Source organism: Kibdelosporangium philippinense (assembly GCF_021390435.2).
Lineage (GTDB): Bacteria > Actinomycetota > Actinomycetes > Mycobacteriales > Pseudonocardiaceae > Kibdelosporangium > Kibdelosporangium philippinense.
Window position 1 is genome coordinate 1781158 of sequence record NZ_JAJVCN010000004.1, and the last position, 24736, is coordinate 1805893.

Genomic DNA, 24736 nt, shown 5'->3' on the forward strand with positions numbered 1-24736 from the left:
CTGGCCCGGCAGCGCACCGGGCCAGCCCTGGTCGGCCTTCACGGTCAGCCTGCTATTCCGATCGGTCCATGGCTTGCACCCAGGCCATCACTGATAACCCCATGGCCGGCCCCTTCCCAGACCAGCTTGCTATCCCCATCGCATTGTTAGGAACAAGATCATGTCGAAGATCGTCATCATCTCCGGTGCTTCAAGCGGCTTCGGTGCCTTAACCGCCCGTGCCCTCGTGGACGCGGGCCACACCGTCTACGCCGGAATGCGGAACGTCGGGGGCCGCAACGCCATCGCGGCCGCCGAGGCCAGGGCATACAGCGACCGCCTGCGCCCAGTCGAGATGGACGTGCTGGACCAGCGTTCGGTCGACGCGGCAGTCTCTGAGGTCGTCGCCAACGAAGGCCGCCTGGACGTGATCGTGCACAACGCCGGTCACATGGTGCTCGGTGCTGCCGAAGCGTTCACGCCGGACCAGTACGCCAGCGCCTACGACACCAACGTCCTGTCGACACAACGACTCAACCGTGCCGCGTTGCCACAGCTGCGTAAGCAACGTGACGGCCTGGTTGTCTGGGTTGGTTCGTCCAGCACGCGCGGCGGCACGCCGCCGTTCCTCGCCCCATACTTCGCCGCGAAGGCAGCCATGGACGCCCTCGCCGTAAGCTACGCGACCGAGCTGACCCGGTTCGGCGTCGATTCGACGATCATCGTGCCTGGCGCCTTCACTCGTGGCACGAACCACTTCGCCAACGCGGGCTACGCGGCCGATGAAGAGGTCGCGGCCGCCTACGACGAGAAGTACGCAGGGTTCTCCGAAGAGGTGGCACGGCGGCTCGCGGACCTGCTGCCGCCGGACGCCGACCCCGCCGACGTCGCCCGCGAGATCGTGCGCGTGGTCGGCCTGGAGAAGGGACAGCGTCCATTCCGCGTCCACATCGACCCTTCCGAGGACGGCGCTGAACTGGTCAACGCCGTCGGAGACGCGGTCCGCCAGCAGTTCTACCGTCGCATCGGCTACCCGGAGCTGCTAACCCCAGTGCACTGACCTCGTGAGTGGTTGGACGAGTTCTAACTCTGCTAACCACTCACGAGCTTTGACCGGGGGCAATTCAAAACTGTCGGGGGTCACCTATATCGTCCTTCGCATGCTCGTCGTACACGCTGCCTGGTCCCCCACCAGCGGCGTGTGCGTATGGGCGGAGGACGCGACCGTGCCCGCTTCGGCTGTCCGGGTGGGGAAGAAGCCGAAGATGCACCCGTTCGGTGCCTCAGCGGAGACCATGCGGAAGGTCTTCGATGTCGGCACCGAGTTCGCCTACACGCTCGAACTGCCGTCGTCGAGCACGGGACCGGTCGCCGCGCCCGAGCTGGTCCGGCCCACGGCCGATACGACCAAGAAGCTGAAGCTGGCGCCGTGGACCGTGAACGCGTTGGCGCTGACGCCCGACGAAGCCTTGCAGGTGTTGCCTGATCCGCCGGAGACACCGAGTGGTTCGTGGCGGTGGATGGCCGCGGTGGCGCGGTACGCCAAGAGCCTGGTTGATCGGGGGCAGGTGCTGCCGGGGCTTCTCGAGGGGCGGGCCCGGTGGATCCCGCAGCTGATCGGCGAGGACGCCGACCACACGAGGGCGCTGAACCAAGCGATGCCATCGGTCCTGCGAGCCGAAGCCGCCGATCTGCTGCCCCATGTGCTCACCTCGTTCGCGGACGCCACGGCACGGGGCCGCCTCGACGAGATTCAGCTCGGCGCCGAACCTTCCATCGCGGAGCAGTGGCTGCGGGCGTTGACCACGCCGGACGCCCGTGTCGAAGGGGATCTGGGCTGGCTCAGCGGCAAGCTCAAGGAATGGCACCGCTCAGCCGCCCCACCCGCGGGTCCACTGCGGACATGCTTTCGTCTTGCACTGCCGGACGAGAACAGCGACGACTGGCGCGTCGAATTCCTCTTGCAGCCCACGGCCGATCCCAGCCTCACGGTCTCGGCCAACGACGTCTGGCATGGCACGGGAGCGTCGAAACTCCTGACGCGGCATGCCAATCACCCCGAGGAAGTCCTGCTGGCCGGGTTGGGGCGGGCGAGTCGCGTCTACCCGGAGCTCGACGCGGCTCTGCGCGTCAGCACGCCGGCTGAGCTTAAGACCGATCCGGAAGGGGCGTACCGGTTCCTGCGGCAGTCGGCGAACGCCTTGTCGCTGGCCGGATTCGGCATACAGCTGCCGTCGGCGTTGCAACGCGCCCCTGACCTCGGCCTGAAACTCAAGGCCAGTTCGTCGGCCAAGGGACAGACCGCGGTCGTCAGCGGCGGCCTTGGGCTCGACGAAATCCTGAACTACCAATGGAAACTCGCGGTCGGCGAAGAAGAGCTGACTGACGACGAGATCGCCGAGCTGGCCAAAGCCAAGGCGCCGTTGGTACGCCTGCGCGGTAAATGGGTCGAGCTCGACAACGCCAGGCTCAGGCGCGCGCTGACGTTCCTCGAGCAGGCGGGCGAAGGCGAGATGACCGCCCGCGACCTGCTTCAGGCCGATTCCGTACTGGCTGAGCAGGGCGTGGATGTCCCGGTCACCGATGTCGTCGCCGATGGTTGGCTTGGTGACGTGCTGGCCGGGCACATCCAGGACCAGCTGGCGCCAGTGTCCACACCGGACAACTTCACCGCGACCCTGCGCCCCTACCAGGAACGCGGCCTTGCCTGGCTGAGTTTCCTGTCCAGGCTGGGTCTCGGTGGCTGTCTGGCCGACGATATGGGACTGGGTAAGACAGTTCAGCTGCTCGCGTTGATCGCCGCCGAGGGCAGCAAGCCGAACCTGCTGGTGTGCCCCATGTCTGTCGTCGGCAACTGGCAGCGGGAAGCCGCCCGGTTCACGCCGGATCTGAAGGTGTACGTGCATCACGGCTCCGGCCGCGTCAGCGGTACAGAGCTGGCCGCCAAGGTCGCCGAATCCGACCTGGTGATCACCACGTACGGCGTCGTGTCCAGGGAGAACGAGGAGCTGGCCGGGCTTGGCTGGCACCGGGTCGTGCTGGACGAGGCGCAGAACATCAAGAACTCCGGGTCGAAGCAGGCCCGTGCGGTGCGTGCGTTGCCTGCGGCGCACCGGATCGCGCTGACCGGCACGCCTGTGGAGAACCGGCTCGCCGAGCTGTGGTCGGTGATGGAATTCGCGAACCCCGGCCTGCTCGGACCGGCCAGTACGTTCCGCACGAAGTTCGCTGTGCCGATCGAACGGGACAAGAGCGAAACCGTGACCGCGGCGCTGCGCCGCCGGACGCAGCCGTTCATCCTGCGCCGAGTCAAGACCGACAAGCAGATCATCTCGGACCTGCCCGACAAGATCGAGATGACCGAGGTCTGCCAGCTCACCGCCGAACAGGGATCGCTCTACCAAGCCGTTGTCGCCGACATGATGGAACGCATCGAGAACAGCGAGGGCATCGAACGCCGCGGCCTCGTGCTGTCCACGTTGTCCAGGCTCAAGCAGGTCTGCAACCACCCGGCGCACCTGCTCAAAGACGGCTCACGAATGCCAGGTAGGTCTGGGAAACTGACCAGGCTCGAGGAGATCCTCGACGAAGCACTGTCCGAAGGGGACAAAGTACTGTGCTTCACGCAGTTCGCCGAATTCGGTGAGATGCTGCGAGCCCACCTGACAGCCAAGTTCGAGCAACCGGTGTTTTTCCTGCACGGCGGCGTGACCAAATCCCAGCGCGACGCGATGGTCGAACGCTTCCAGTCCGACGCGGGACCGCCGATCTTCGTACTGTCACTGAAAGCCGGTGGCGTCGGCCTGAACCTCACCGCCGCGAGCCATGTCGTGCACGTCGACCGCTGGTGGAACCCGGCGGTGGAGGACCAGGCCACCGACCGCGCGTTCCGAATCGGCCAGCTGCGCAACGTCCAGGTCCGCAAATTCCTCTGCGCAGGCACGGTCGAAGACCGCATCGACGCGATGATCCGCAGCAAGAAAGCCCTGGCCGAGATGGTCGTGGGGTCAGGGGAGGACTGGCTGACCGAGCTGTCGACGGACGCGCTGCGCGAAATGTTCGAGCTGGCGCCCGACGCGATCGGGGAGGCGGCGTAAATGCCTTCCAAACCGGACCCGAACTGGTGGCAGGACAACCCGTCGACCGGCCCGATCAAGGTCGAGAACGGCATCAAAGCGCGCCGGACCAGAGGCAAGATCGCCACCAGCTGGTGGTCACAGCGATTCATCACGGTGCTGGAAGAACTGCAGCTCGGTGGGCGGATGAGCCGGGGAAAGAACTACGCGCGCGCCGGACAGGTGATGTCGCTGAACATCTCATCCGGCAAGGTCATCGCAAAGGTACAGGGTTCCCGCCCACAGCCGTACACAGTCAAGCTGATCTCAAAGCCGCTGACCGGCGAGCAATGGGACAAGGTAACCGAAAAACTGGCGAGCAAAGCCTTGTTCGCGGCGAAACTGCTGGCTGGGGAGATGCCGCCGGAGATCGAAGAAGTCTTCGCCGAACTCGACGTCCCGCTGTTCCCAGCCGCCGCCCGTGACCTGCCAATGCACTGCAGCTGCCCAGACTGGGCGGTGCCGTGCAAGCACGTCGCCGCCGTGTGTTTCCTGCTGGGAGAACGGTTCGACGATGACCCGTTCCTGATCTTCGAATGGCGCGGCCGCTCGAAGTCAGAGCTGCTGGGCAAACTCCGCAAGAACCGTGTCGAAGAAGCCCCGGACCACCCGGCGCCGGAACTGAATCTGGAGAACTTCTTCACCGTAGGCACGCTGCCCCCGGAGCCCGAACCACAGGACGCCGACCTGGTGTTGCTCCGGGTCGACGCGCCCGCGATCGAAGTGGGCGGCGAGCCGCTCATCGACGTGCTCACCCCGCTGTACCAGCGGTTCCAGCGACCGGACGACATCCCGCAGGAGTAACTATGCGGGGAATGGGATGCCGTGAAGGTCACCTTCGCGGCGTTGAACGCGTCAAGGGAGGCCCTCGCGCGGCTAATGCCAATGGCAGGAACTTGAGCACGTCTACCGGGGGTGGGCCAGGCAGCCTGCGAGGATGGCGCGGTGTCGACCGCTGATACCGCACCATCCGTGCCAGGCAACCGGCTGGCCAAGATCGTCACCGAAGTCCTCTCACCCGCGACAATCGTGGTCCTGCTGCCCTTCGCGGTCGCCTGGAACGCCACGGGCCACCAAGTCCTCGCGACCATCCTGTGGTCACTGGTCGTAGCCATCTTCTACAGCGTCCTGCCGATGGTCTTCATCATCCGAGGGGCCCGGCGCGGGAAATGGGACGGCCACTGGGTGCGTGAACGCGAGCGCCGCTTCCTGCCCCTGATGATGTGCCTGGTGTCGGCGCTGGTCGGCCTGGCCATCCTGCTTGTCGGGGACGCGCCGAGGGATGTCCTCGCGCTGGCCTGGTCCATGATTTCGGTCTTGATCGTGTGCGTGATCATCACCAAGTGGTGGAAGGTTTCGCTGCACGCCACGGTCGCGGGCGGTGCTGTCGCCACCGTCATCCTGATCTACGGGTGGATCATGGCCGTTCTCGTCCCGCTCGTCGTCCTTGTTGCCTGGGCTCGGGTGAAGGTTCGCGACCACACGACCGCTCAGGTCATCGTTGGTGCACTTCTTGGCCCTGTCGTCGGTGGTGCCGTGTTCTTGCTTTTGCGTTGATCTAGCAGGTCGGGGCCGGTTTTCGCAGAGACTCCGGCCACATCGGGTTGTCCGCGAGAAGGTTGGACGTCAAACTATTCTCATGACTCCTCAGGCGCCTTTGCACCGTCCGGCGAACCCGGTCAGGTTCGTCACGGCGGCCAGCTTGTTCGACGGCCACGACGCCGCGATCAACATCATGCGGCGGATCCTGCAGTCTCAGGGCGCCGAGGTGATCCATCTCGGGCACAACCGCTCGGTCAAGGAAGTCGTCGCGGCCGCGATCCAGGAGGACGCGCAGGGCGTCGCCATCAGCGCCTACCAGGGCGGGCACGTCGAGTACTTCTCCTACCTCGTCGAACTGCTCAACGAGCGCGGCGCCGGGCACATCAAGGTCTACGGCGGCGGTGGCGGCGTGATCGTGCCAGCGGAGATCGAGCTGCTGCATTCACGCGGGGTCGCGCACATCTTCTCGCCTGCCGACGGGCAGAAGATGGGCCTGGCCAAGATGATCAACACGATGGTCGAGTCCTGCGACTACCCGCTGGCTGACCAAGCACCTACCTCGTGGGACGGCCTGTTCAGCGGTCAGCAGGACGTGCTGGCGCGCGCGATCACCCAGATCGAGGCAGGCGTCTTCGACAAGGACATCCTCAAGACGAGCCGTCAGGTGCCGGTTCTCGGCATCACGGGCACCGGTGGTTCCGGCAAGTCCTCGCTGACCGACGAGATCGTCCGCCGGTTCCGCCAGGACCAGCAGGACAAGGTCCGCGTCGCTGTCCTCGCGATCGACCCGACCCGTCGCCGCGGCGGTGGCGCGTTGCTGGGTGACCGCATCCGGATGAACAGCGTCGACGGCGAAACCGTCTTCTTCCGCTCGCTGGCCACGCGCCGCGCCGGTGCTGAGGTTCCTGATGGTCTCGGCGAGGTGATCACCGCGTGCAAGGCCGCTGGCTTCGACCTGATCATCGTGGAGACCCCGGGTATCGGTCAGGGTGACGCGGCGATCGTGCCGTTCGTCGACTTCTCGCTGTACGTGATGACGCCGGAGTTCGGCGCCGCGTCGCAGCTTGAGAAGATCGACATGCTGGACTTCGCGGACGCGGTGGCGATCAACAAGTTCGAGCGTCGCGGCGCCGAGGACGCGCGGCGCGATGTCGGGCGCCAGATGGTGCGCAACCGCGAGGCGTTCGGCCAGTCATGGGAGGACATGCCGGTTTTCGGCACCAGCGCCGCGACATTCAACGACGACGGCGTGACCGCGCTGTACCAGTACCTGCGTGACGAGCTGGTGGACAAGGGCCTGACGGTCAGCGAGGGCACGCTGCCGGTCGTCGACCACAAGACTTCGACATCCGCCGCAACCGTGGTCCCGGCGGCCAAAGCCCGCTACCTGTCGGACATCGCCGACACGATCCGCGGATACCACGATCGCACGGACCAGCAGGTCGCAGCGGTCCGCGAACTCAAGCACTTTGAGGCCACAAAGGACGCTCTGGCACGGGCCGAATTGTCCACAACGGACGTTGACGGACTCGTCGCGCGAGCGGCGAAGAAGGTCGACCAGGAGAGCCGGGAACTCCTTGAGGAATGGCCGAAGGTCAAAGAGGACTACTCCGGCGACGAGCTCGTGGTGAAGATCCGCGACAAGGAGCTGCGCACGCCGCTGGTCAGGGAAACGCTGTCCGGCAGCAAGATCCCGCGCGTCTCGCTGCCCCGGTTCGACGACGAAGGCGAAACGCTGCGGTTCCTGCGTAAGGAGAACCTGCCCGGCAAATTCCCGTTCACCGCAGGCGTTTTCCCGTTCAAGCGGGACGGCGAGGACCCGGCGCGGATGTTCGCCGGAGAGGGCGACGCGTTCCGTACCAACCGCCGCTTCAAGTACCTGTCCCAGGGGTCCGAGGCAACGCGGCTGTCCACAGCGTTCGACTCGGTCACGCTCTACGGCCGCGACCCCGACACCCCACCGGACGTGTACGGCAAGATCGGTACCTCGGGCGTGTCCATCGCATCGCTGGACGACATGAAGGCGCTCTACGACGGCTTCGACCTGACCTCGCCCACCACGTCGGTGTCGATGACCATCAACGGTCCCGCGCCGACGATCCTGGCGTACTTCCTGAACACCGCGATCGACCAGCGGGTGGACGCGTTCCGGGCCGACAACGGCCGCGAGCCCTCGGAGGAGGAGCGCGCGGAGTTGGCAGCGTGGGCGCTGGCGAACGTGCGTGGCACAGTCCAGGCCGACATCCTCAAGGAGGACCAGGGCCAGAACACGTGCATCTTCTCCACCGAGTTCTCGCTGCGGATGATGGCGGATGTCCAGGAATGGTTCATCCAGCAGAAGGTCCGCAACTTCTACTCGGTGTCGATCTCCGGCTACCACATCGCTGAGGCCGGGGCGAACCCGATCAGCCAGCTCGCGTTCACCCTCGCCAACGGCTTCACCTACGTGGAGTCGTATCTGGCGCGGGGCATGCACATCGACGACTTCGCGCCGAACCTGTCGTTCTTCTTCTCCAACGGGATGGACGCCGAGTACAGCGTGATCGGCCGGGTCGCCAGGCGGATCTGGGCTGTGGCGATGCGCGAGCGTTACGGTGCCAACGAGCGGTCGCAGAAGTTCAAGTACCACGTCCAGACCTCGGGGCGTTCCCTGCACGCGCAGGAAATGAGCTTCAACGACATCCGTACGACACTGCAGGCGTTGTGCGCGTTGTACGACAACTGCAACTCCTTGCACACCAACGCTTACGACGAGGCGATCACCACACCGACCGAGGCCTCGGTGCGCCGGGCGATGGCGATCCAGCTGATCGTGAACAAGGAGTGGGGCCTGTCGAAGAACGAGAACCCGCTGCAGGGCTCGTTCATCATCGACGAGCTGACCGACCTGGTCGAAGAAGCGGTCTTGGCCGAGTTCGACCGGCTCTCCGACCGCGGCGGCGTGCTCGGCGCGATGGAGACCGGCTACCAGCGCGGGCGTATCCAGGACGAGTCGATGCTCTACGAGACCCGCAAGCACGACGGATCGCTGCCGCTGATCGGCGTGAACACCTTCCTGCCGGAGAACGGCTCGGAGGAGCCGATCGAGATCGAGCTGGCGCGCGCGACCGAGGAGGAGAAGCGCTCGCAGGTCGACCGCACGCGTGACTTCCAGGCCAAGCACCGCGAGGAAGCCCAGGAGGCGCTGCGGCGCCTGCGCGCGTCGGCGATTTCCGGTGAGAACGTGTTCGCCGAGCTGATGAACGCGGCCAGGGTGTGCACGCTCGGCCAGGTGACCGAGGCGTTCTTCGAAGTGGGCGGTCAGTACCGCCGTAATGTGTGACCTATGAGCGATGAAGGGACGAGCGTGAGCGAGATCCGCCGCGTCGGGGTGATCGGCTGTGGGCTGATGGGTTCGGGTATCGCGGAGGTGTGCGCGCGTTCCGGCCTTGACGTCAAGGTGACGGAGGCGTCGGAGGCCGCGCTGACGGCAGGCAAGGCCCGGATCGAGAAGTCACTCGACCGGGGTGTGCGCAGCGGCAAGCTGTCGGCCGACGACCGTGAGGCGGCCTTCGCCAGGATCGCGTTCACGACCGACATCGGCGACCTGGCCGACCGTCAGTTCACCGTCGAGGCGGTCGCGGAGAACGAGCAGATCAAGACGGACGTCTTCACGGCGCTGGACAAGGTCGTCGAGGACGAGACCGCGATCTTCGCGTCGAACACCTCGTCCATTCCGATCATGAAGCTCGGCATGGCGACCAACCGGCCAGAGCACGTCATCGGTGTGCACTTCTTCAACCCGGTGCCGGTGCTCAAACTGGTCGAGCTGGTGCCGTCGCTGCTGACCGGCGCGGAGACGCAGTCGCGGGCGCGCGGCTTCGTCACCTCGGTGCTCGGCAAGCAGGTCATCAGGTCGCAGGACCGGGCCGGGTTCGTGGTCAACGCGCTGCTGGTGCCGTACCTGCTGTCCGCGATCCGGATGCTCGAGTCCGGCTTTGCCTCGCCGGAGGACATCGACAACGGCATGGTTCTTGGTTGCGCGCACCCGATGGGCCCGCTGCACCTGACGGACCTGATCGGTCTCGACACCACGAAGGCGATCGCGGAATCGATGTACGCGGAGTTCAAGGAGCCGCTGTACTCGCCCCCGCCGCTGCTGCTGCGCATGGTGGACGCGGGACTGCTCGGCAAGAAGAACGGCCGCGGCTTCTTCCAGTACTGAGTTAACTGGTTCGTCGTCGCGCCGCCATCCCCAGCGGCGCGACGGCAACAGCGGCCAGCGCCATCGGCACGGCGGCAACGGCGATGATGCTCGTGGCGGCGAGTCCGGCGGCGAGCAACGACCCGCCCAGCGTGGGGCCGAGAATTGAGCCGATGCGACCCACGCCGGTCGCCCACCCCACACCTGTGGCCCTGGCTGCCGTCGGATACATCGAGGCCGCGGCCGCGCTCACTCCACCTTGGCTCCCGCCAACCCCAAAGCCAGCAAGGAAAACCGCGATGAACAGCAGCGGCGGCTGCTGGGTCGTCACGGACGCCACCACCGCGCACGCCGCGGCTATGAGGTAGCCGAGTACGAGGAACCGGTGGGTTCGGCCGTGCTCGTCGCGGTCGATGAGCCGCCCCAGCAAGAACCCGCCGAAGATGCCGCCTGCCGCGAACGTCGAGGTCGCCACGGTCGCCGTGCTCGCGGACAGACCAGCCTGCTGGAACAGTACAGGCAACCAGCTGAGCAGGAAGTACACCGACACGAGGTTCATGAAGTACGCGATCCACACAAGCACGGTCCCGAGCGCCCGGCCTTCGGTGAACAGTGACGCCACCGGTGACCGCCCGGTGTGGTCAGTCGGCGATACAAGATCGACTGGCCCGTCCGCCACGGCGTCCGGCGCGACCCTCCGGAGCAGGTCACGTGCCTCGTCGGCACGTCCGGCCGCGAGCAGAAACCGGATGGAGTCAGGCAGCCCGCGCGCCATCCAGACGGCGAGGAGCAGCGGCAAGACACCGCCGATCGCGAAGATCATCCGCCAGCCGAAGGCCGGGATCACCACGGCGGCGACCAGCCCGCCGACCGACGCCCCCAAGCCCACCGCGCCGACCAGCAACATGACAACGGTCGAGCGGGCCCGCGCGGGTGCGTATTCCGCTGCCATGGCCAGCTGAGTCGAAATGGTTCCACCAAGGCCGATTCCGGCAAGGAACCGCAATATGGCCAGGGTTTCGACCGAGTTCCCGACCACGGCGACAAGCAGGGTGCCGACGCCGAAAACCAGTGCGCCGACAACCAGCACGATCCGTCGCCCGAATCGGTCGGCTGTGAGCCCGAATATTCCACTTCCGAGGAACATTCCGACCAGGCCGCTTGAGAAAACAAAGGACAGCGCGCCGGGCCCGAGCCCGAATTCCCTTGCCACGCTCGACGCGGTGTAGGCCATCGCCTGTAAGTCGTATCCTTCGAGCAACGCGAGGCCGAAGCACATCCCGATGACCAGTTTCTGCAGGGCGGACCACCTCGACCCGTCGATCACCTTCCCGATGTCGACCTTCGGCAGACCATCCATCATCGGTTGTTCCTGTGGCACGTTGAAAGCCTTATCGAGAGATCTCGGCAATGTCCATGTGCATGGCAACAAACCGACACCAAAGCCACTGGATGGACGAGTCAAACAGCGGGTCGCCGATTCGATTTCAGTGAATTCATCGAGTTTCGCCCCGCGTTGTACGCTGTTCGGTGTGACGTCCGCTGAGCCGAATGCCTTGCTCGATCTGGTGCTGACGGCCGGGCACGAGAGTGATCCCGTCTCCGAGAGCATCCTCGATGGCGCGCTCGCGGAGTTCCTCGCCTATGGCCTGCGGCGCACGAACGTCGACTCTGTTGCCAAGCGTGCCGGAGTGTCCCGAGCGACCCTGTACCGGCGTTTTGAGAGCAAAGACGTCCTTGTGCAGGCTGTTCTGGTCCGGGAGTGCCGCCGGTTCTTCGGCAGCATCGCCGCGGCTGTCGACAAGTTGCCGACCGTGCGGGAACGGCTGGTCGAGGGTTTTGTGGTAGGGATGCGGTACACCAGGCGTGACCCGTTGTTGTCACGTCTTCTGTCCACTGACCCGGAAGCTCTATTGCCCTATCTCACGGTCAATGGCGGGCTTGTCGTCGCTGCCGCCCGCGATTTCCTGGTCAGCCAGGCAGAAGGCCTGCCAGGGGGTGACAAGCCGGTTGACGGACGGGATCCAGCAGGTGTCGCCGAGCTATTCGTAAGACTGGCGATCTCGTTCGCGCTCACTCCGGACAGTTGCATTCCGCTGGACGATGACGAGTCCGTTCGCGCATTCGCGATAAGTTACTTGGCAGTATTGATGGGACCGGCGCGACACCCCGGAAAACGTAGACCTGAGGATGACGCTCTTACTCATTGGTAGCCAGCAAGATGTGGTTCATGGGTGGAGTTTCTGCTGTGAAAGTTTCTCGCATTCGGCGGGCCGCGCCGGTCGCGGGTGCCCGGATCATCGGATTCGGCGCATACCAACCGTCCACTGTGGTCACGAGCGAGGAGACGGCCAAACGGTTCGGCCGGACGGGGGAGTGGGTGGAAGGCCGCACCGGCATCGTGTCGCTGCGCAAGGCCAGCGCGGCCGAAACCGTGCAGGAGATGGCGATTCCCGCCGCTCGGCAGGCCTTGGACAACGCTGGTCTCGATGCCGGGCGAATTGGCCTGGTCATCGTCGCCAGCTGTAGCGCGGAGAAACCGGTGCCGGACGTGGCATCGGAAGTCGCGCATCGGATCGGCGCGCGAACCGCGGGCGCGTTCGACCTGAACGCGGCATGTGCCGGTTTCTGCTACGCGTTGACCGTGGCGGCGGATGCGGTGCGTAACGGTTCCGCCGAATATGTCCTCGTAATTGGCACCGAAAGGATGACGGCGTGGGTGGATCCCGCCGATCTGGGCACTTCGATCATTTTCGGTGACGGCGCCGGTGCCGCTGTCGTGGGCCCGTCACCCGAACCGGGGATTGGGCCGGTGGTGTGGGGCAGTGACGGTCAAGGCGCCGATCTGATCCGCATTCCGGACTTTTCGCACGGTATGCACATGGAAGGTCAAGCGGTTTTTCGCTGGGCAACCACCGAAGTTCACCCGATTGCGCTAGCCGCGTGTGAACGGGCCGGGGTGAAACCGGGCGATCTGGCCGCGATCGTGCCACATCAGGCGAATCTGCGGATCATTCACGCCATGGCCAAGAAGATCGGGGCGCCGGACGCCATCGTCGCCCAGGACGTCGTCCAGTCGGGCAACACGTCGGCCGCGTCGATCCCGCTCGCACTGCAACGACTGATCGAGGCCAAGGCGGTCGAGAAGGACTCGCTCGCGCTGCTGGTCGGCTTCGGCGCCGGCCTCAGCTACGCCGCGCAGGTGGTCACCTTGCCCTGACCTGGGGGAACGTGTCCCGCACCAGGGTGAGCAAGGTGTGGCTGAGCAGCAGGTGAACCTGGTCGCGGCTGAGGTGGTTGCGCATCACCCATTCGCGTCCCGCGGCCTTCACCATGGCCGCGTACGCCCTGACCATCGCGCGCAGCTGCTCGCGGTGTTCGTGGACCTCGGTCAGGCCGACGAATTCCAGCACGCGGTCCGCGGCGTGCTCGTCCGCCTCGGCCAGTATCCGCTCGATGTCCGCGTCGTGACCGACTCCGCCGACTGCGACGAGCCACGTTTTGCTGTGCCGCAACACCCGGTCGAGGAACCAGCTCACACTCGCGTCGATGCGCTCTTCCAAAGTGCCATGCTGTCCGGTCAGCGGCGCTGAACTGGGAATAGTCACCATTCGGCGTACGACTTCCAGATAAAGATCGCGCTTCGTCCCGAAATAGTGGTTGATCAAACCACGCGCGACCCCGGCATCCTGCGCGATGTCCGTTGTCGACACCGATGGGTACGGCCGTTCTGAAAATAGCTTGATAGCACAGACAAGGATCTGTTCCCGCCGAGCATCTGGTTCGAGTCGTCGCCAGCGTGGTTCGGAAGCAGAACTCATGCCTTTACTCTTCCATGCCGCTGATGGCAGCGTGGAATGAGGTGAGCCTTAAATGTCAGGCTGTTCGCTTACCGGACTTCGTCGCCTTCTTCTTCGGTGCGGGCTTGTCCGCGCTCTTCGCGCGCGTCTGTTCGACACTGCGTTCCAAAGCGGTCATCAGGTCGATCACATCGCCCTGATCCTCTTCTTCTGGTCGTTCCGGCAGCTCGGCGCCCTCGGCCTTGGCCGCGACAAGCTCGGCCATGGCATCACGGTATTCGTCGGTGAACTGCTCGGGTTTGAACGAACCGGCCATGTTGTCGATCAAAGAGGTGGCCATCTTCAGCTCCTGCGGACGCACCTCAAGATCTTGATCAAGGAATCCGAAATCGGGTTTCCTGATCTCGTCCGGCCAGAAGATGGTGTGCAGAACAAGGACGTCATCACGAGCCCGCAAGATCGCCAACGACTCACGCTGCCGGATGGTGATCTTGACAACCGCGTGCCGATCGGTGTCCTCAAGCGCCTGCCGCAACAGGACATAGGGGCGGCCAGCGGTTTTGTCGGGCTCGAGGTAGTAGGTCTTCTGGAAAAAGATCGGATCGACCTCTTCGGTCGGCACGAACTCGAGGACCTGGATCGACTTGTCGGTGGAGACCGGCAGTTTGTCGAAATCCTCGTCGGTCAGGATGACCACGCGGCCGTCTTCCAGCTCGTAGCCCTTGGCGATGTCGCGGTATTCGATCTCGTTGCCGCAGATCTCGCAGACACGCTTGTAGCGGATCCGGCCCCCGTCCTCGGGGTGGACCTGGTGAAACCGGAAGTCATGCTCCTCGGTCGAGCCGAACATCCGGACGGCGATGGTCACCAGCCCGAATGAGATGGCACCGCGCCAGACGGGTCTCATAGTCGTTTGGTACCCATTCGCAGCGAGATTCGCAACCCCAATGGGCCAAATAGTCGCAGGTCAGCACGCGTAGCCCGCAAACAGTGGGTCGCCAGCCCACGCCCGAAATCAACTGCGGCGCAGCGGCGCGGCCTGGCATGATCGCCGTCGTGGTGCACGAACTGCTCTACCTCTGATCGAGGCGCGTCCAACCGCCGCCGCAGTGGCGCGCGGATCTCCGCGCGGCCCTTTCAAACCAGAGTCAGGAGTTTCGATGATCCACGTCCTCATGTCCACCTCGGCCGCGCACGGTCATGTGCACCCCAACCTGCCGGTGATGGCCGAGTTGGTCGCCCGCGGCCACCGCGTCACCTACCCCGTCCCGGACCGTTTCGCCGACGCCGTCGCCGCCACTGGCGCGATCCCGCTGCTGATCCGTACCGACCTGCCCGACCCGGCGAAGGGCGAGCAGTGGCCGGAAGGCGGAGTCGAGGCGATGCGGTTGTTCTCCAACGAGGCCCGCTCGGCGTATGCGCAGATCACCGCCGCGCTGACCGGCGATCTGCCGGACATCGTCTGCTACGACGGCAGTGGTTGGGCCGGTCACGCGCTGTCCAGGGTGCACGGGCTGCCGCGGGTCGAGCTGGCTCCGCACATGGTCGCCTGGGACACCTTCGAAGAGGACTTCGCCGAGGCGTACGCGTTCTACGACACGCCGGAGGGACTGGCCTGGCAGGCCGAGATGGACGCCTGGCTTGACGAGGTCGGCGTCGGGCTCGGCAACCGGGAGTTCCTCGGTCAACCGGACCGGTCCGTGGTGCTGATCCCCGAGGCGATGCAGCCCAACCGCGACCGGGTCGACAGCGGCCGCTACACGTTCGTCGGGCCGGTGATCGGCGACCGCTCCCACCAGGGATCGTTCGCCGATCTCGGGGTGCGGTCGGACCGGCCGCTGTTGCTGGTCTCGCTCGGGTCGGCCTACAACGACCGGCCGGCGTTCTGGCAGGACTGCATCACCGCCATGCACGGCACCGGCTGGACGACAGTGCTGGCTGTCGGCCCGTACGCCGACATGACCGAGCTCGGTGACATCCCGGACGACGTCATCGTCCGGGAATGGGTGCCACAACTCGCGGTGCTCGCGCACGCGTCGGCGTTCGTCACCCACGCCGGGATGGGCGGCTGCTCGGAAGGCCTGTGGCACGGTGTCCCGATGGTGGCCGTACCGCAGGCGGCCGATCAGTTCGTCAACGGCCCACGGCTCGCCGAGATCGGTGTCGGGGAGCATCTGCCTGCTGAGGAGGTCACCCCGAAGCGACTGCGTGCGGCAGTGCTGCGGGTCGCGTCCTCGGAAGACGTCGCGGAGCGGTGTGCCGCAGAGAAGAAGATCGCCAGGGCCGCGGGCGGCGCCTCAGCCGCCGCAGAGGTGATCGAGTCCTTGGTGGAGTGACGAGAACTGCGGGATGACGCCTCACCCGTTCGGTGGGGCGTCATCCCGCAGTACCGGCTCGGTGAGATCAGGCGTCGTTGGACAGGCTCGCGCGCAGCGTGTCCAGGCTTTTGGCCAGCAACCGGGACACGTGCATCTGGCTGATCCCCAGCCGATCAGCGATCTGCGTCTGCGTGAGATTGCCGAAGAACCGCAGCGTGATGATCTTCTGCTGCCGCTCGGGCAACCGCTTGATCAGCGGATACAGCGCCTCGCGGGCATCGACCACGCTCAACTCGGGGTCATCGGCGCCGAGCGTGTCGGCAAGCGAAGCCGAGTCCGGATCGTCGGTGAGCAGGTAGTCCAGCGACAGCGAGTGGTGCGCGTTGGTCGCCTCAAGCCCCTCGAACACCTCTTCCCGGCTGATTCCCAAGTGTTCGGCGATCTGGCTTGGCGTCGGAGCCCGGCCGAGCCGTTGGGACAAGTCCGTCACCGCGCTGCCGATGGACAGGCGCAACTCCTTGAGCCGACGCGGCACGTGCACCGCCCAGCTCGTGTCACGGATGTGCCGCCTGACCTCGCCCATGATCGTTGGCACGGCGTAGGACATGAAATCGGAGCCGTGCTGCGGGTCGAATCGGTCGACCGCGTTGATCAGGCCGATCCTGGCGACTTGGGCGAGGTCTTCGAGCGGTGCGCCCTGGTGGCTGAACCGGCGTGCGATGTGCTCGGCGACCGGCAGGTGTTCGGTGACGAGTCGTTCCCGCAGCGCAGCGTGTTTCGGGCTGTCCTTCGGCAACGATGCGAACTCTTCGAACAGCGGGGCGAGATGGTCGTAGCCGCCGCGCGGGTTCACTCGTCGACCAGCCCGTTGCGTTTGGTCAGCTCGATCCACAGGTTTTTGCCGCTCACGCCTGCTTCGAGCGAGTCGGTCAGTGTGGAAAGCACGTGCCACGAGAAGACGCCGGTGTCCGGCCAGTCGTCGCTGTCCGACGGGACCGTGGCCAGGACCTTGATCTCGGTTTTCGGGGTGAACCGGACTGTGAGCACCGAGCCGGTTGTCGCCCTGAGCATCAGCATCGAACAGGCCTCGTCCACGGCCATCTTCAGATCCGCGATCGAGTCGAGGTCGAAGTCCTTGCGCATCGCGACCGCGGACGTGATCGCCCGCAGCATCTCGAGCTGCGCAGCGTCCGCCGCGACCCTGACCTCGATCTCGTCGCCGGACGGATCGGGCTGTTCTGGCTTCGTCACCCACACAACTGTAGTGCTAACGAACGTTTGCAAGAATGTCGGCATGACGGTCCGCCGCCAGTCCGACCGGGCAGAGTCCGGCGAGGGTGACGAGGCCCGCAAGCCGAGCAAGGGCGACTTGACGTCGCAGGCCATTCTGGACACCGCGGCCCGGCTGCTGGCCAAGCGGTCGATGCACGAAATCGGCATCGACGAGCTCACCGCGGGCGCGGGCGTGTCCCGGTCGACGTTCTACTTCCACTTCGAGTCCCGCGACGCCGTGCTGCTTGAGCTGTCCGAACGGGTGCTGCGCGAGATCTACCACTCCGGCATCGTCTGGTTCCGGCGTAGCGATGAGACGCCTAGCGACGCCGTACGCCGCGCGCTGACCGCGACCGTGGCGCTGTGGCGCAAGCACGGTCCGGTGCTGCGTGCGTCGGTGCGCGGCCGTGAGTCAGATCCGCGCCTGGCGCAACTGTGGGTCGAGGTGGCGCGGCGGTTCATGCGGTCGACCGCCGTGCAGATCGAGAGCGAACGACGAGCAGGGCTCGCACTGCCGGGCCCGCCGTCGGCCAAGACCATCGCGAGGGCGCTCGTGCTGATGAACGAGCACGTCTGTTACCACCAGTCGATGGCCAAGAAGTCGGCCAAGTGGGACGCGGACATCGTCGACACGCTGACCACGATCTGGTTGCGCACGATCTACGGGACCGAGTCCGAATAGCGAACAAAACCCCAGGTCAGCCCTCGTGAGTGGTTACGCCGGTTCTAACCGGCATAACCACTCACGAGGGGGTTTCAGCGGGCCATGATCGGTTCGGTCAGCTTCGAGCCGTCCGCTTTGCCGACAAAGCAGTAGGTCAGCCGGTTCGACATTCGATAACCGTCGCTCGTCTTGACCTTCCACGCCTCGGTGTTGGGCACGATCACCCAGAACTTCAGCGTCTCCTCCTTGTTCGGCACGGGCACGGCCTCGGACAGGAAGATCCGCGTGCACAACTGGGTCGTTTCTTCGACGAGCTGCTCGAACGGCGGATACGGGACTTCCTTCTCCAGGTCGCGGTTGGCCCAGTCCTGTTCGAGAACTTCCACGTCATGCGGGCCGTAGCAGCCGACGTCGGTGTCGAAGTCGGGGTCTTTCGCGCCTTTCTTCGGCACCCAGTCGTTGTGGCACTCGCCGGAGATCATCGCGCCGGACAGGTCGGGGATGTCGCCGCCGGGCCCGTGCGTCATCACCGGCATCATGGCTTTGGATGTCACCTTCGCCGCGGTCGTCGGCGTCGGCATGGTGAACGAGAACGTGGGCCGTGGCAAGGATTCCGGGTCGGCCTTCGAGTTCAGCGACATGACCACGGCGGCCGCGAACGCGGCGACAAGGACAACCGAGATCGACGCCGCGTACAGCGGTTTCCGGTTCTTCTTCGGCTTGCCGACGGGCGCGAGCCGGTTTGTCGGCGGATCGACGGGCTCCGCGCTGAGCGCCTCTTCGATCAAGCTGTGGGCGCGGTGCGTACCAAGGCGGCGCTCAGGATCACGCTCGAGCAGGCCCATGATCAGCTGCGCCATCGGCCCGTGAGCCAGGCGCGGCTGCGGGTACTCGGTCATCACCGCGAGCATGGTCGCCGAGGTGTTGGCACGTTGGTACGCCGAATACCCCTCCACTGCGAAGAACAGCGTGGCACCGAGTGCCCACAGATCCCACCCGGCCGTCACCTGGCCGCCTTCGAGCCGTTCCGGCGACATGTACGCGGGGGAGCCGATCAGCATGCCGGTCGTGGTCAGCCGTGGGTCCTCAAAGGACTGAGCGATGCCGAAGTCGGTGAGTTTGGCCGAATCCTTCGCGGGTACCATCACGTTGCCCGGCTTGACATCCCGGTGCACGATCCCAGCGTCGTGGGCGGCTTCCAACGCGGACAGCAGCTGCGCGGCCAGCCGTGCTGCCTTGGCGACCGGCATCGGCCCTTCGGCCTCGACCAGCTCGGTCAGGGTCGGCGCTTGGACGTACTCCATCACGATGAACGTGTCATCGTTTTCCCTGATCAGGTCGTACACCCGGACGATGGCCGGATTCGCGAGCCTGCCCGCGATCCGTGCCTCACGCAGCACACGCTCCTGGTAAGGCCCACGTTCGCTTTCCGGGACGATCAGTTCCTTGACAGCGACCGGCCGCCCGAGGACGGTGTCTTCCGCCAGCCAGACCACGCCCATCCCGCCACGACCCAGTTCGCGGACAAGCGTGTACCGCTGATTGCCGATCTGCCGCATGACGGCGCAGTGTTCCATCGGGACTGGCCGCCCGGACTGTCCTTTCGGGCAGTCAGATGGTCACCGTTACTGATTGACTCGTTCGTCCCAGGTTGCAGGCTTGGCCAGGGTTTCAAGCAATTCGTTGAGGCGCCCCGCGTTGCGCAGCACGGCGACGGTGTTGTGGTAGTCGCGTGACGTGGTGATCTTGCCGTCCACGACGTTGGTGATGATCGCGTTGTAGATGCTGTACGCCTCGCCCGTTGCCAGGGAAAAGCCCCGGTACTCCCATTCCGCGACGACCTCGGTCGGGCCGGTTTCGTGGATGATCAGGTCGTGTACTTCCACGTTGACCAGGTTCGCCTGGTCCATCTGCGTGGTCGTCGAGCGCCTGATGCCCTCCGAGCCCTCAAGCCGGTTCGGGCTCGGCAGGAAGAAGCGGACCTCGGTGACCGAGTCCTCTGCGTACAGATCGGGGATACGGGAGAAGTCCGTGGTGGCGAACTCGTGGATGAGCTTGGTGACGACCTCGGCTGGTGTTGCCATCTCAGTTCCCCTCCGCCAGCTGCGCGAGCAGCGTGTCCAAGTCACCGGAGATCCAGGCGCGCACGACGTGGTCGTGGTAGTCGCGTGAGGACACGATCTTCCCGTCACGGACCCTGGTGACGATGAGATTGCCGGTCTCGAACGGTTTGCCGGTGGCGGGACTGACGCCTGCGTAGTCCCATTCCGCGATGACCACTTCGGGGTCGGCGGTCGTGCGGATCGTCAGATTTTGGACGTGGATGTCCTCGTACATCGTCGTTCTGCTGGCGTTCGCCATTTTGCGGATCCCCGCGCCGCCGACCATGATCGGCGCATTCGGTTGCGCGAGCGGCAGAACGAGGACCGCGTCGTCGGAGTAAAGGTCGGCTGCCTTGTCGAACTGCTTGGCAGCGAAGAACTCGATCAACTGACTGACCACTTGGGACGGTGTCGTGTCTGACACGGATGACCTCCATCATTGACCCGTCATCAGTGATAGTCAGTATTAGTGACTTTCTCAAGTGAACGGCACGAACGTGCCAGCCGGTCGCAATTAAGCGAAACTAGGAACCGCAATTCAGCGAAACCACGAACCGCCCGCATTGACCTGGTGATACCCCAATGCTCGGTATGTCGCGTCCACCAAGGACTGCCCGCGTGCGTTGATTCCGATACTTGCACCCTGCTGGTTCATCGCGTATCCGAACGAGACCTTGGCCAGCGGATCGGCGAAGCCGAGCGCGCCGCCCATTCCACTGTGGCCGAACGCGTCCTCGGCGAGGAGAATGCTTTCCTGGTCGTTGGGTGCCAGATGCCGGTTGTCGCTGGACTTGAGGAACCCGCTGGCGAACCTGCTCGGCACAAGCACAGCGGCGTCGACCGAACAAGCCGAAGTCACCTGACCCATCACCGCGACCTGATTTGGACGTACCAATCGGACATCCCCGAACGTCCCGCCTAGAGCAAGCGGCCGATACATGCCCGCGAGGCCGCGAGCATTGGTGACGGCACCCACCGAACCGATGGTCGACGCGTGCGCGCGCCGTGAATTGAACTCGCCCGACACCATGTAGCCGCCGGTGTTGAGCAGCATCAGGCCAGGAGTGGACTTCGGATCGCCCGTCGCGATCATGTACACGCTGGGAACAAGGGTTCCCGGCTTCGTCAGATCCGGCGGGATGGTTGGCGCGACGCGGGTTTCTTGCTCTTCCGGCAGGCTCAGCCAAAAGTCGAGCTCGAGCGGCCCGGCGATCTCGGTGTCGAAGAACTCGGCCAGCGGCTGCCCAGACACCCGCCGTACGACCTCGCCGACCAAGAACCCGAAGGTCAGGCCGTGATACCCGTGCGTGGTGCCTGGTGTCCACAACGGCTTGGCGGCGGCAAGGGCGCTGGTCATCAGCTCCCAGTCGTAGAACGCACCCTCCGGCAGCTGCTCGGCCAGCCCAGCCAATCCGGCCTGGTGGTCGAGCAGGTGCTGGACGAGCACGCCTTCCTTGCCGTTCTGGGCGAACTCCGGCCAGTACTTGGCCACCGGCGCCTTCAGATCGAGCGCGCCCCGGTCATCGAGGATGTGGGCGCAGAGCGCGGTGGCGCCTTTGGTGCACGACCAGACGTCGACCAGGGTTTCCTCGGTCCACTCGGCGCCTGTGGCCGGATCAGCCGTGCCGCCCCAGAGGTCGACGACCGTCTTGCCGTCGACCGTGACGGTGACCGATGCCCCGATCTCGCCGCGCTCGGCGAAGTTCCGCTCGAACTCGGCCAGCACCTCGACGAACTCCGGATCGTGCGTGCCGTGGATCGACATCAGACCACTCCTTCGCGACCGGGCTGCCTCATCCCATCATTCGGTCATCTCCGGCGCCAGGCGTGGTTCAGGCGACCTGATACTGGCTGGTGATCGCGACGCGGTTGAAGGCGTTCATCACAACGGCCAGCCAGGCGACCGCCGAGATCTGGTCGTCGGTGAGTACGGCCGCGGCGGCGTTGTAGTCCTCGTCGCTGACGTGTCCGTCCGACACGCGCGCCATCGCCTCGGTCAGGCGGAGGGCGGCGCGTTCCATCTCAGAGAAGTACTCGGTCTCTTCCCACGCGGGCAGCACGGCGAGCCGGTCCGGGTTCTCGCCAAGCTTGAGGGCGTCGCGTGTGTGCATGCGCAGGCAGAACGCGCAGCCGTTGATCTGGGAGGAGCGTAGCTTCAACAGTTCGAGCAGGAGTGGGTCGAGGCCTGCCGCGGCTGCGGTGTTCAGGACCTCGGTCGACAGGGCGACAAGGGTTTTGTAGGCGGCCGGGTGCTGCTTGTCGATACGGACGCGCTGCGTGTTCGTCACAGTTCCTTCGATTCGTTCCTGGCCAGCATCGTGATGGCCGGTGGGTGCTTGTCCGGATTGATCACCCTGCGATACGCGATGATCAGGCCGTCGGTGATTTGGACCGTGTCGATGGAGAAGACGCCCTGCCGGTGAAACACCAGGGCGAGTTCGCCGCCGACCTCGGCGAACTCGATCCGGTCGGCAAGCCACTGGCGACCAACCCGGACCATCACCTCGGCGACGCGCTCGCCACCGCGAATGATCTTGCGGGCGGCCGCGGCCCTGCCACCGCCATCGGTGACGTAGACCGCGTCCGGGTGCAGGAGCCGGACCAGGCCTGCCAAGTCACCGGATATGTAGGCGGCACGGAAGATCGTCAGCAGCCGTTCGCGCTCCGCCTTCGGGGGCGGCGAGGTGTACTGCTTCGCTTTGGCCACCCGCCGTCGAGCCCGCGAGGCGAGCTGCCGGGCGCCGGGCACGGAGGCGTCCAGCACCTCGGCGATCCGGCCGAAGTCGATCCCGAAGACATCGTGCAGGACGAAGGCCACCCGCTCCGGTGGGCTCAGCTCCTCCATGATCAGCAGCATCGCCGTGCTCACGGACTCGTCGACGAGCACCGGCTCCGAGGCATCCGGCCCCGTCAACAGCGGTTCCGGCAGCCACGGCCCGATGTAGGCCTCGCGGCGTACCCGAGCGCTCTTGAGGATGTCGTACGAGCGACGCGCGGCGACCGTGACCAACCAAGCCCGCAGGTCGTCGACCTCGTGCAGATTCGCTTGTGCCGCCCGCAGCCACACGTCCTGTGCCACGTCCTCGGCATCGGCCACACTCCCGAGCAGCCGGTAGGCCACACCGAACACCGCAGGCCGGTGTGTCTCCCACTCGGTACCGAGTGTGTCGTGCCGCTCCATGCAGATTTGTCCTCCTCAGTGCGGGTCGTCCGTCTTGAGCGGATCGTCGGTGTTGGCGACGAAAACAGTCAGGAGCTTGGCCGGTTGCGTCGCACTGGCGTTTTCGGCGGCGACGTGGTGGGAGCCCGGTAACTCGACCCAGCCCTGACCCTGCTGATACGTCATCACGGCCTGGCCCTCAAGCTGGCTGCGGATGGCGCCCTCGATGACGTAGGCGTAGATGAACGCCTGGCCATGCCGGTGCGGTACCGCCTTCGCGTTGGGCGGGAAGTCGACCGTGGCCGAGGTGAACGTCTTGCCTGGCACGTCCGGCAGCGCCTGCTGCAGCAGCGGCGTCAAGATGTCGGATGGACGCTCCGCAGTCATGGAACTGGCTGACACGGGCTTGGCCGAGCTGCCACAGGCGGTGGCCCCGGTCAGCGTGGCGAGGGCCAACAGACCGCCGACAATCCTCGCGCCCTTCATGACTGGTCCTCGGTAATGGCTTGCATGGTGGTCCTTGATCCAGTGAGCGTTGTCATCAGGGAGACGAGACAGCTACACCGGACGTGACGGCCCGTTCGGTTTTGTTCGCTCTGTGAAGAAAGTCAGCAGCTCCACCAGGGCATACTGCGCAATCATCGGACTTCTCAGCTTTCGATGCGGTCACAGGACTGGACGGAGAGGACACCTAGGGGATATACATCGGATGTCTTGCCGGGCGGGGAGGAAGGGAAACCGACATGCACCTGATGCGCCTCGGCGCGATCGGCGAGGAGAAGCCCGCCGTTCGTGCCGACGATGGAACGCTGTACGACATCAGTGGGCTGACCGGCGACATCGACGGTGCTTTCCTGGCCGGGGACGGTATTCAGCGGGTGGCCGACGCCCTTGCCGCCAACACGCTGCCGGCGATCGACGGTACCGGTCTGCGCATCGGCGCGCCGATCGCCACGCCTGTCAAGGTCGTGTGCATCGGGATGAACTACGCCGCGCACGCCAGGGAGTCGGGCGCGCCGCCGCCCAGCGAGCCGGTCGTCTTCATGAAGGACCCGAGCTGCGTGGTCGGGCCGTACGACGAGGTGCTCATCCCCAGGAAGTCCACCAAGACCGACTGGGAGGTCGAGCTGGCCATCGTGATCGGCAAGACCGCGCGCTACCTCGAGTCGCAGGAAGAAGCCCTCAAGCACATCGCCGGGTACGCGATCTCCAACGACGTCTCCGAGCGTGAGTTCCAGCTCGAACGACCGGGTGGTCAGTGGGACAAGGGCAAGTCGTGCGAGACGTTCAACCCGCTCGGCCCGTGGCTCACGCCCGCGAGCGAGGTCGGCGACCCGCAGGACCTGACGCTCAAGACGTGGGTCAACGGCGAGCTCAAGCAGGACTCCACCACCAAGGACATGATCTTCCCGGTCGCCGAGATCGTGCACTTCCTGAGCCAGTACATGGTCTTGCGGCCCGGCGACGTGATCAACACCGGCACGCCGCAGGGCGTCGCGCTCGGCCAGCCGGAGCCCAAGCCGTACCTGCGTGCAGGAGACGTGGTCGAGCTGGAGATCGAAGGTCTCGGCCGCCAGCGGCAGAACGTGGGGCAGGCCTGA

At 65.4% G+C, this 24736-nt stretch carries 23 protein-coding genes; 11 read left to right on the top strand and 12 right to left on the bottom strand.

The window, feature by feature from the left end; translation table 11 throughout:
• Nucleotides 1-160 precede the first annotated feature (160 nt).
• The 6 genes from LWC34_RS51320 (at nt 161) to LWC34_RS51345 (ending at nt 9840) form a co-directional block, all read left to right on the top strand.
• A complete protein-coding gene (locus LWC34_RS51320; protein WP_233733509.1) occupies nt 161-1039 on the top strand; it encodes an SDR family NAD(P)-dependent oxidoreductase in 879 nt (292 codons plus the stop codon).
• Nucleotides 1040-1139: 100 nt separating this feature from the next.
• On the top strand, nt 1140-4076 hold the full coding sequence (locus LWC34_RS51325; RefSeq protein WP_233733511.1) for a DEAD/DEAH box helicase: 2937 nt from the start codon (nt 1140-1142) through the stop codon (nt 4074-4076).
• The gene (locus tag LWC34_RS51330; protein ID WP_233733513.1) at nt 4077-4898 is read left to right on the top strand and encodes an SWIM zinc finger family protein; all 822 of its coding nucleotides are present in this window, start codon (nt 4077-4079) and stop codon (nt 4896-4898) included.
• Between the two features lie 141 nt (nt 4899-5039).
• Nucleotides 5040-5651, top strand: a complete 612-nt coding sequence (locus LWC34_RS51335; protein WP_233733515.1) for a hypothetical protein — start codon at nt 5040-5042, stop codon at nt 5649-5651.
• A gap of 82 nt (nt 5652-5733) precedes the next feature.
• On the top strand, nt 5734-8958 hold the full coding sequence (gene icmF, locus LWC34_RS51340; RefSeq protein ID WP_233733517.1) for a fused isobutyryl-CoA mutase/GTPase IcmF: 3225 nt from the start codon (nt 5734-5736) through the stop codon (nt 8956-8958).
• Between the two features lie 24 nt (nt 8959-8982).
• On the top strand, nt 8983-9840 hold the full coding sequence (locus tag LWC34_RS51345; RefSeq protein WP_308200300.1) for a 3-hydroxybutyryl-CoA dehydrogenase: 858 nt from the start codon (nt 8983-8985) through the stop codon (nt 9838-9840).
• Between the two features lies 1 nt (nt 9841).
• Here the strand turns inward: LWC34_RS51345 and LWC34_RS51350 are convergent, their stop codons facing one another.
• Nucleotides 9842-11182 (bottom strand): MFS transporter, encoded by a 1341-nt coding sequence (locus tag LWC34_RS51350; protein ID WP_250109479.1) that lies wholly within the window; start codon nt 11180-11182, stop codon nt 9842-9844.
• A gap of 169 nt (nt 11183-11351) precedes the next feature.
• Here LWC34_RS51350 and LWC34_RS51355 point away from each other — a divergent pair, with 169 nt between their 5' ends.
• Nucleotides 11352-12032 (top strand): TetR/AcrR family transcriptional regulator, encoded by a 681-nt coding sequence (locus LWC34_RS51355; RefSeq protein WP_233733523.1) that lies wholly within the window; start codon nt 11352-11354, stop codon nt 12030-12032.
• Nucleotides 12033-12067: 35 nt separating this feature from the next.
• Nucleotides 12068-13039, top strand: coding sequence for a beta-ketoacyl-ACP synthase III (locus LWC34_RS51360; protein WP_233733525.1), 972 nt, complete (start codon nt 12068-12070; stop codon nt 13037-13039).
• On the opposite strand, the gene LWC34_RS51365 is transcribed toward LWC34_RS51360, so the two are convergent.
• A complete protein-coding gene (locus LWC34_RS51365) occupies nt 13026-13640 on the bottom strand; it encodes a TetR/AcrR family transcriptional regulator (RefSeq protein ID WP_233733527.1) in 615 nt (204 codons plus the stop codon). The genes LWC34_RS51360 and LWC34_RS51365 overlap by 14 nt on opposite strands.
• Before the next feature lie 55 nt (nt 13641-13695).
• The gene (ku, locus tag LWC34_RS51370) at nt 13696-14526 is read right to left on the bottom strand and encodes a non-homologous end joining protein Ku (protein ID WP_233733529.1); all 831 of its coding nucleotides are present in this window, start codon (nt 14524-14526) and stop codon (nt 13696-13698) included.
• Between the two features lie 253 nt (nt 14527-14779).
• Between ku and LWC34_RS51375 the strand changes: the two genes are divergently transcribed.
• Entirely contained in the window at nt 14780-15955 is a 1176-nt protein-coding gene (locus LWC34_RS51375; protein WP_233733531.1) for a macrolide family glycosyltransferase, read from the top strand.
• A 67-nt stretch (nt 15956-16022) separates the two neighbouring features.
• On the opposite strand, the gene LWC34_RS51380 is transcribed toward LWC34_RS51375, so the two are convergent.
• Together LWC34_RS51380 and LWC34_RS51385 are read right to left on the bottom strand one after the other, a co-directional pair.
• Nucleotides 16023-16790, bottom strand: a complete 768-nt coding sequence (locus LWC34_RS51380; RefSeq protein ID WP_233733532.1) for an RNA polymerase sigma factor SigF — start codon at nt 16788-16790, stop codon at nt 16023-16025.
• Nucleotides 16787-17188, bottom strand: coding sequence for an ATP-binding protein (locus LWC34_RS51385; protein WP_233733533.1), 402 nt, complete (start codon nt 17186-17188; stop codon nt 16787-16789). Before LWC34_RS51385 ends, LWC34_RS51380 begins: the two co-directional genes overlap by 4 nt.
• A 43-nt stretch (nt 17189-17231) precedes the next feature.
• Here LWC34_RS51385 and LWC34_RS51390 point away from each other — a divergent pair, with 43 nt between their 5' ends.
• The gene (locus LWC34_RS51390) at nt 17232-17891 is read left to right on the top strand and encodes a TetR/AcrR family transcriptional regulator (RefSeq protein ID WP_233733534.1); all 660 of its coding nucleotides are present in this window, start codon (nt 17232-17234) and stop codon (nt 17889-17891) included.
• Between the two features lie 74 nt (nt 17892-17965).
• Here LWC34_RS51390 and LWC34_RS51395 read toward each other — a convergent pair whose 3' ends face one another.
• From LWC34_RS51395 to LWC34_RS51425, 7 genes are all read right to left on the bottom strand, one after another.
• A complete protein-coding gene (locus LWC34_RS51395; protein ID WP_233733535.1) occupies nt 17966-19432 on the bottom strand; it encodes a serine/threonine-protein kinase in 1467 nt (488 codons plus the stop codon).
• A gap of 66 nt (nt 19433-19498) precedes the next feature.
• Nucleotides 19499-19957: a nuclear transport factor 2 family protein gene (locus LWC34_RS51400; RefSeq protein ID WP_233733536.1), complete on the bottom strand. Its 459-nt coding sequence runs from the start codon at nt 19955-19957 to the stop codon at nt 19499-19501.
• A gap of 1 nt (nt 19958) precedes the next feature.
• Nucleotides 19959-20399, bottom strand: coding sequence for a nuclear transport factor 2 family protein (locus tag LWC34_RS51405; RefSeq protein WP_233733537.1), 441 nt, complete (start codon nt 20397-20399; stop codon nt 19959-19961).
• A 114-nt stretch (nt 20400-20513) separates the two neighbouring features.
• Nucleotides 20514-21740, bottom strand: coding sequence for a serine hydrolase domain-containing protein (locus LWC34_RS51410; protein ID WP_233733538.1), 1227 nt, complete (start codon nt 21738-21740; stop codon nt 20514-20516).
• Nucleotides 21741-21807: 67 nt separating this feature from the next.
• Nucleotides 21808-22263, bottom strand: a complete 456-nt coding sequence (locus LWC34_RS51415; RefSeq protein WP_233733539.1) for a carboxymuconolactone decarboxylase family protein — start codon at nt 22261-22263, stop codon at nt 21808-21810.
• A complete protein-coding gene (gene sigJ / locus LWC34_RS51420; RefSeq protein ID WP_233733540.1) occupies nt 22260-23156 on the bottom strand; it encodes an RNA polymerase sigma factor SigJ in 897 nt (298 codons plus the stop codon). Before sigJ ends, LWC34_RS51415 begins: the two co-directional genes overlap by 4 nt.
• Before the next feature lie 15 nt (nt 23157-23171).
• Nucleotides 23172-23621, bottom strand: a complete 450-nt coding sequence (locus tag LWC34_RS51425) for a cupin domain-containing protein (RefSeq protein WP_233733541.1) — start codon at nt 23619-23621, stop codon at nt 23172-23174.
• Nucleotides 23622-23878: 257 nt separating this feature from the next.
• Here LWC34_RS51425 and LWC34_RS51430 point away from each other — a divergent pair, with 257 nt between their 5' ends.
• Nucleotides 23879-24736 (top strand): fumarylacetoacetate hydrolase family protein, encoded by an 858-nt coding sequence (locus tag LWC34_RS51430; RefSeq protein WP_233733543.1) that lies wholly within the window; start codon nt 23879-23881, stop codon nt 24734-24736.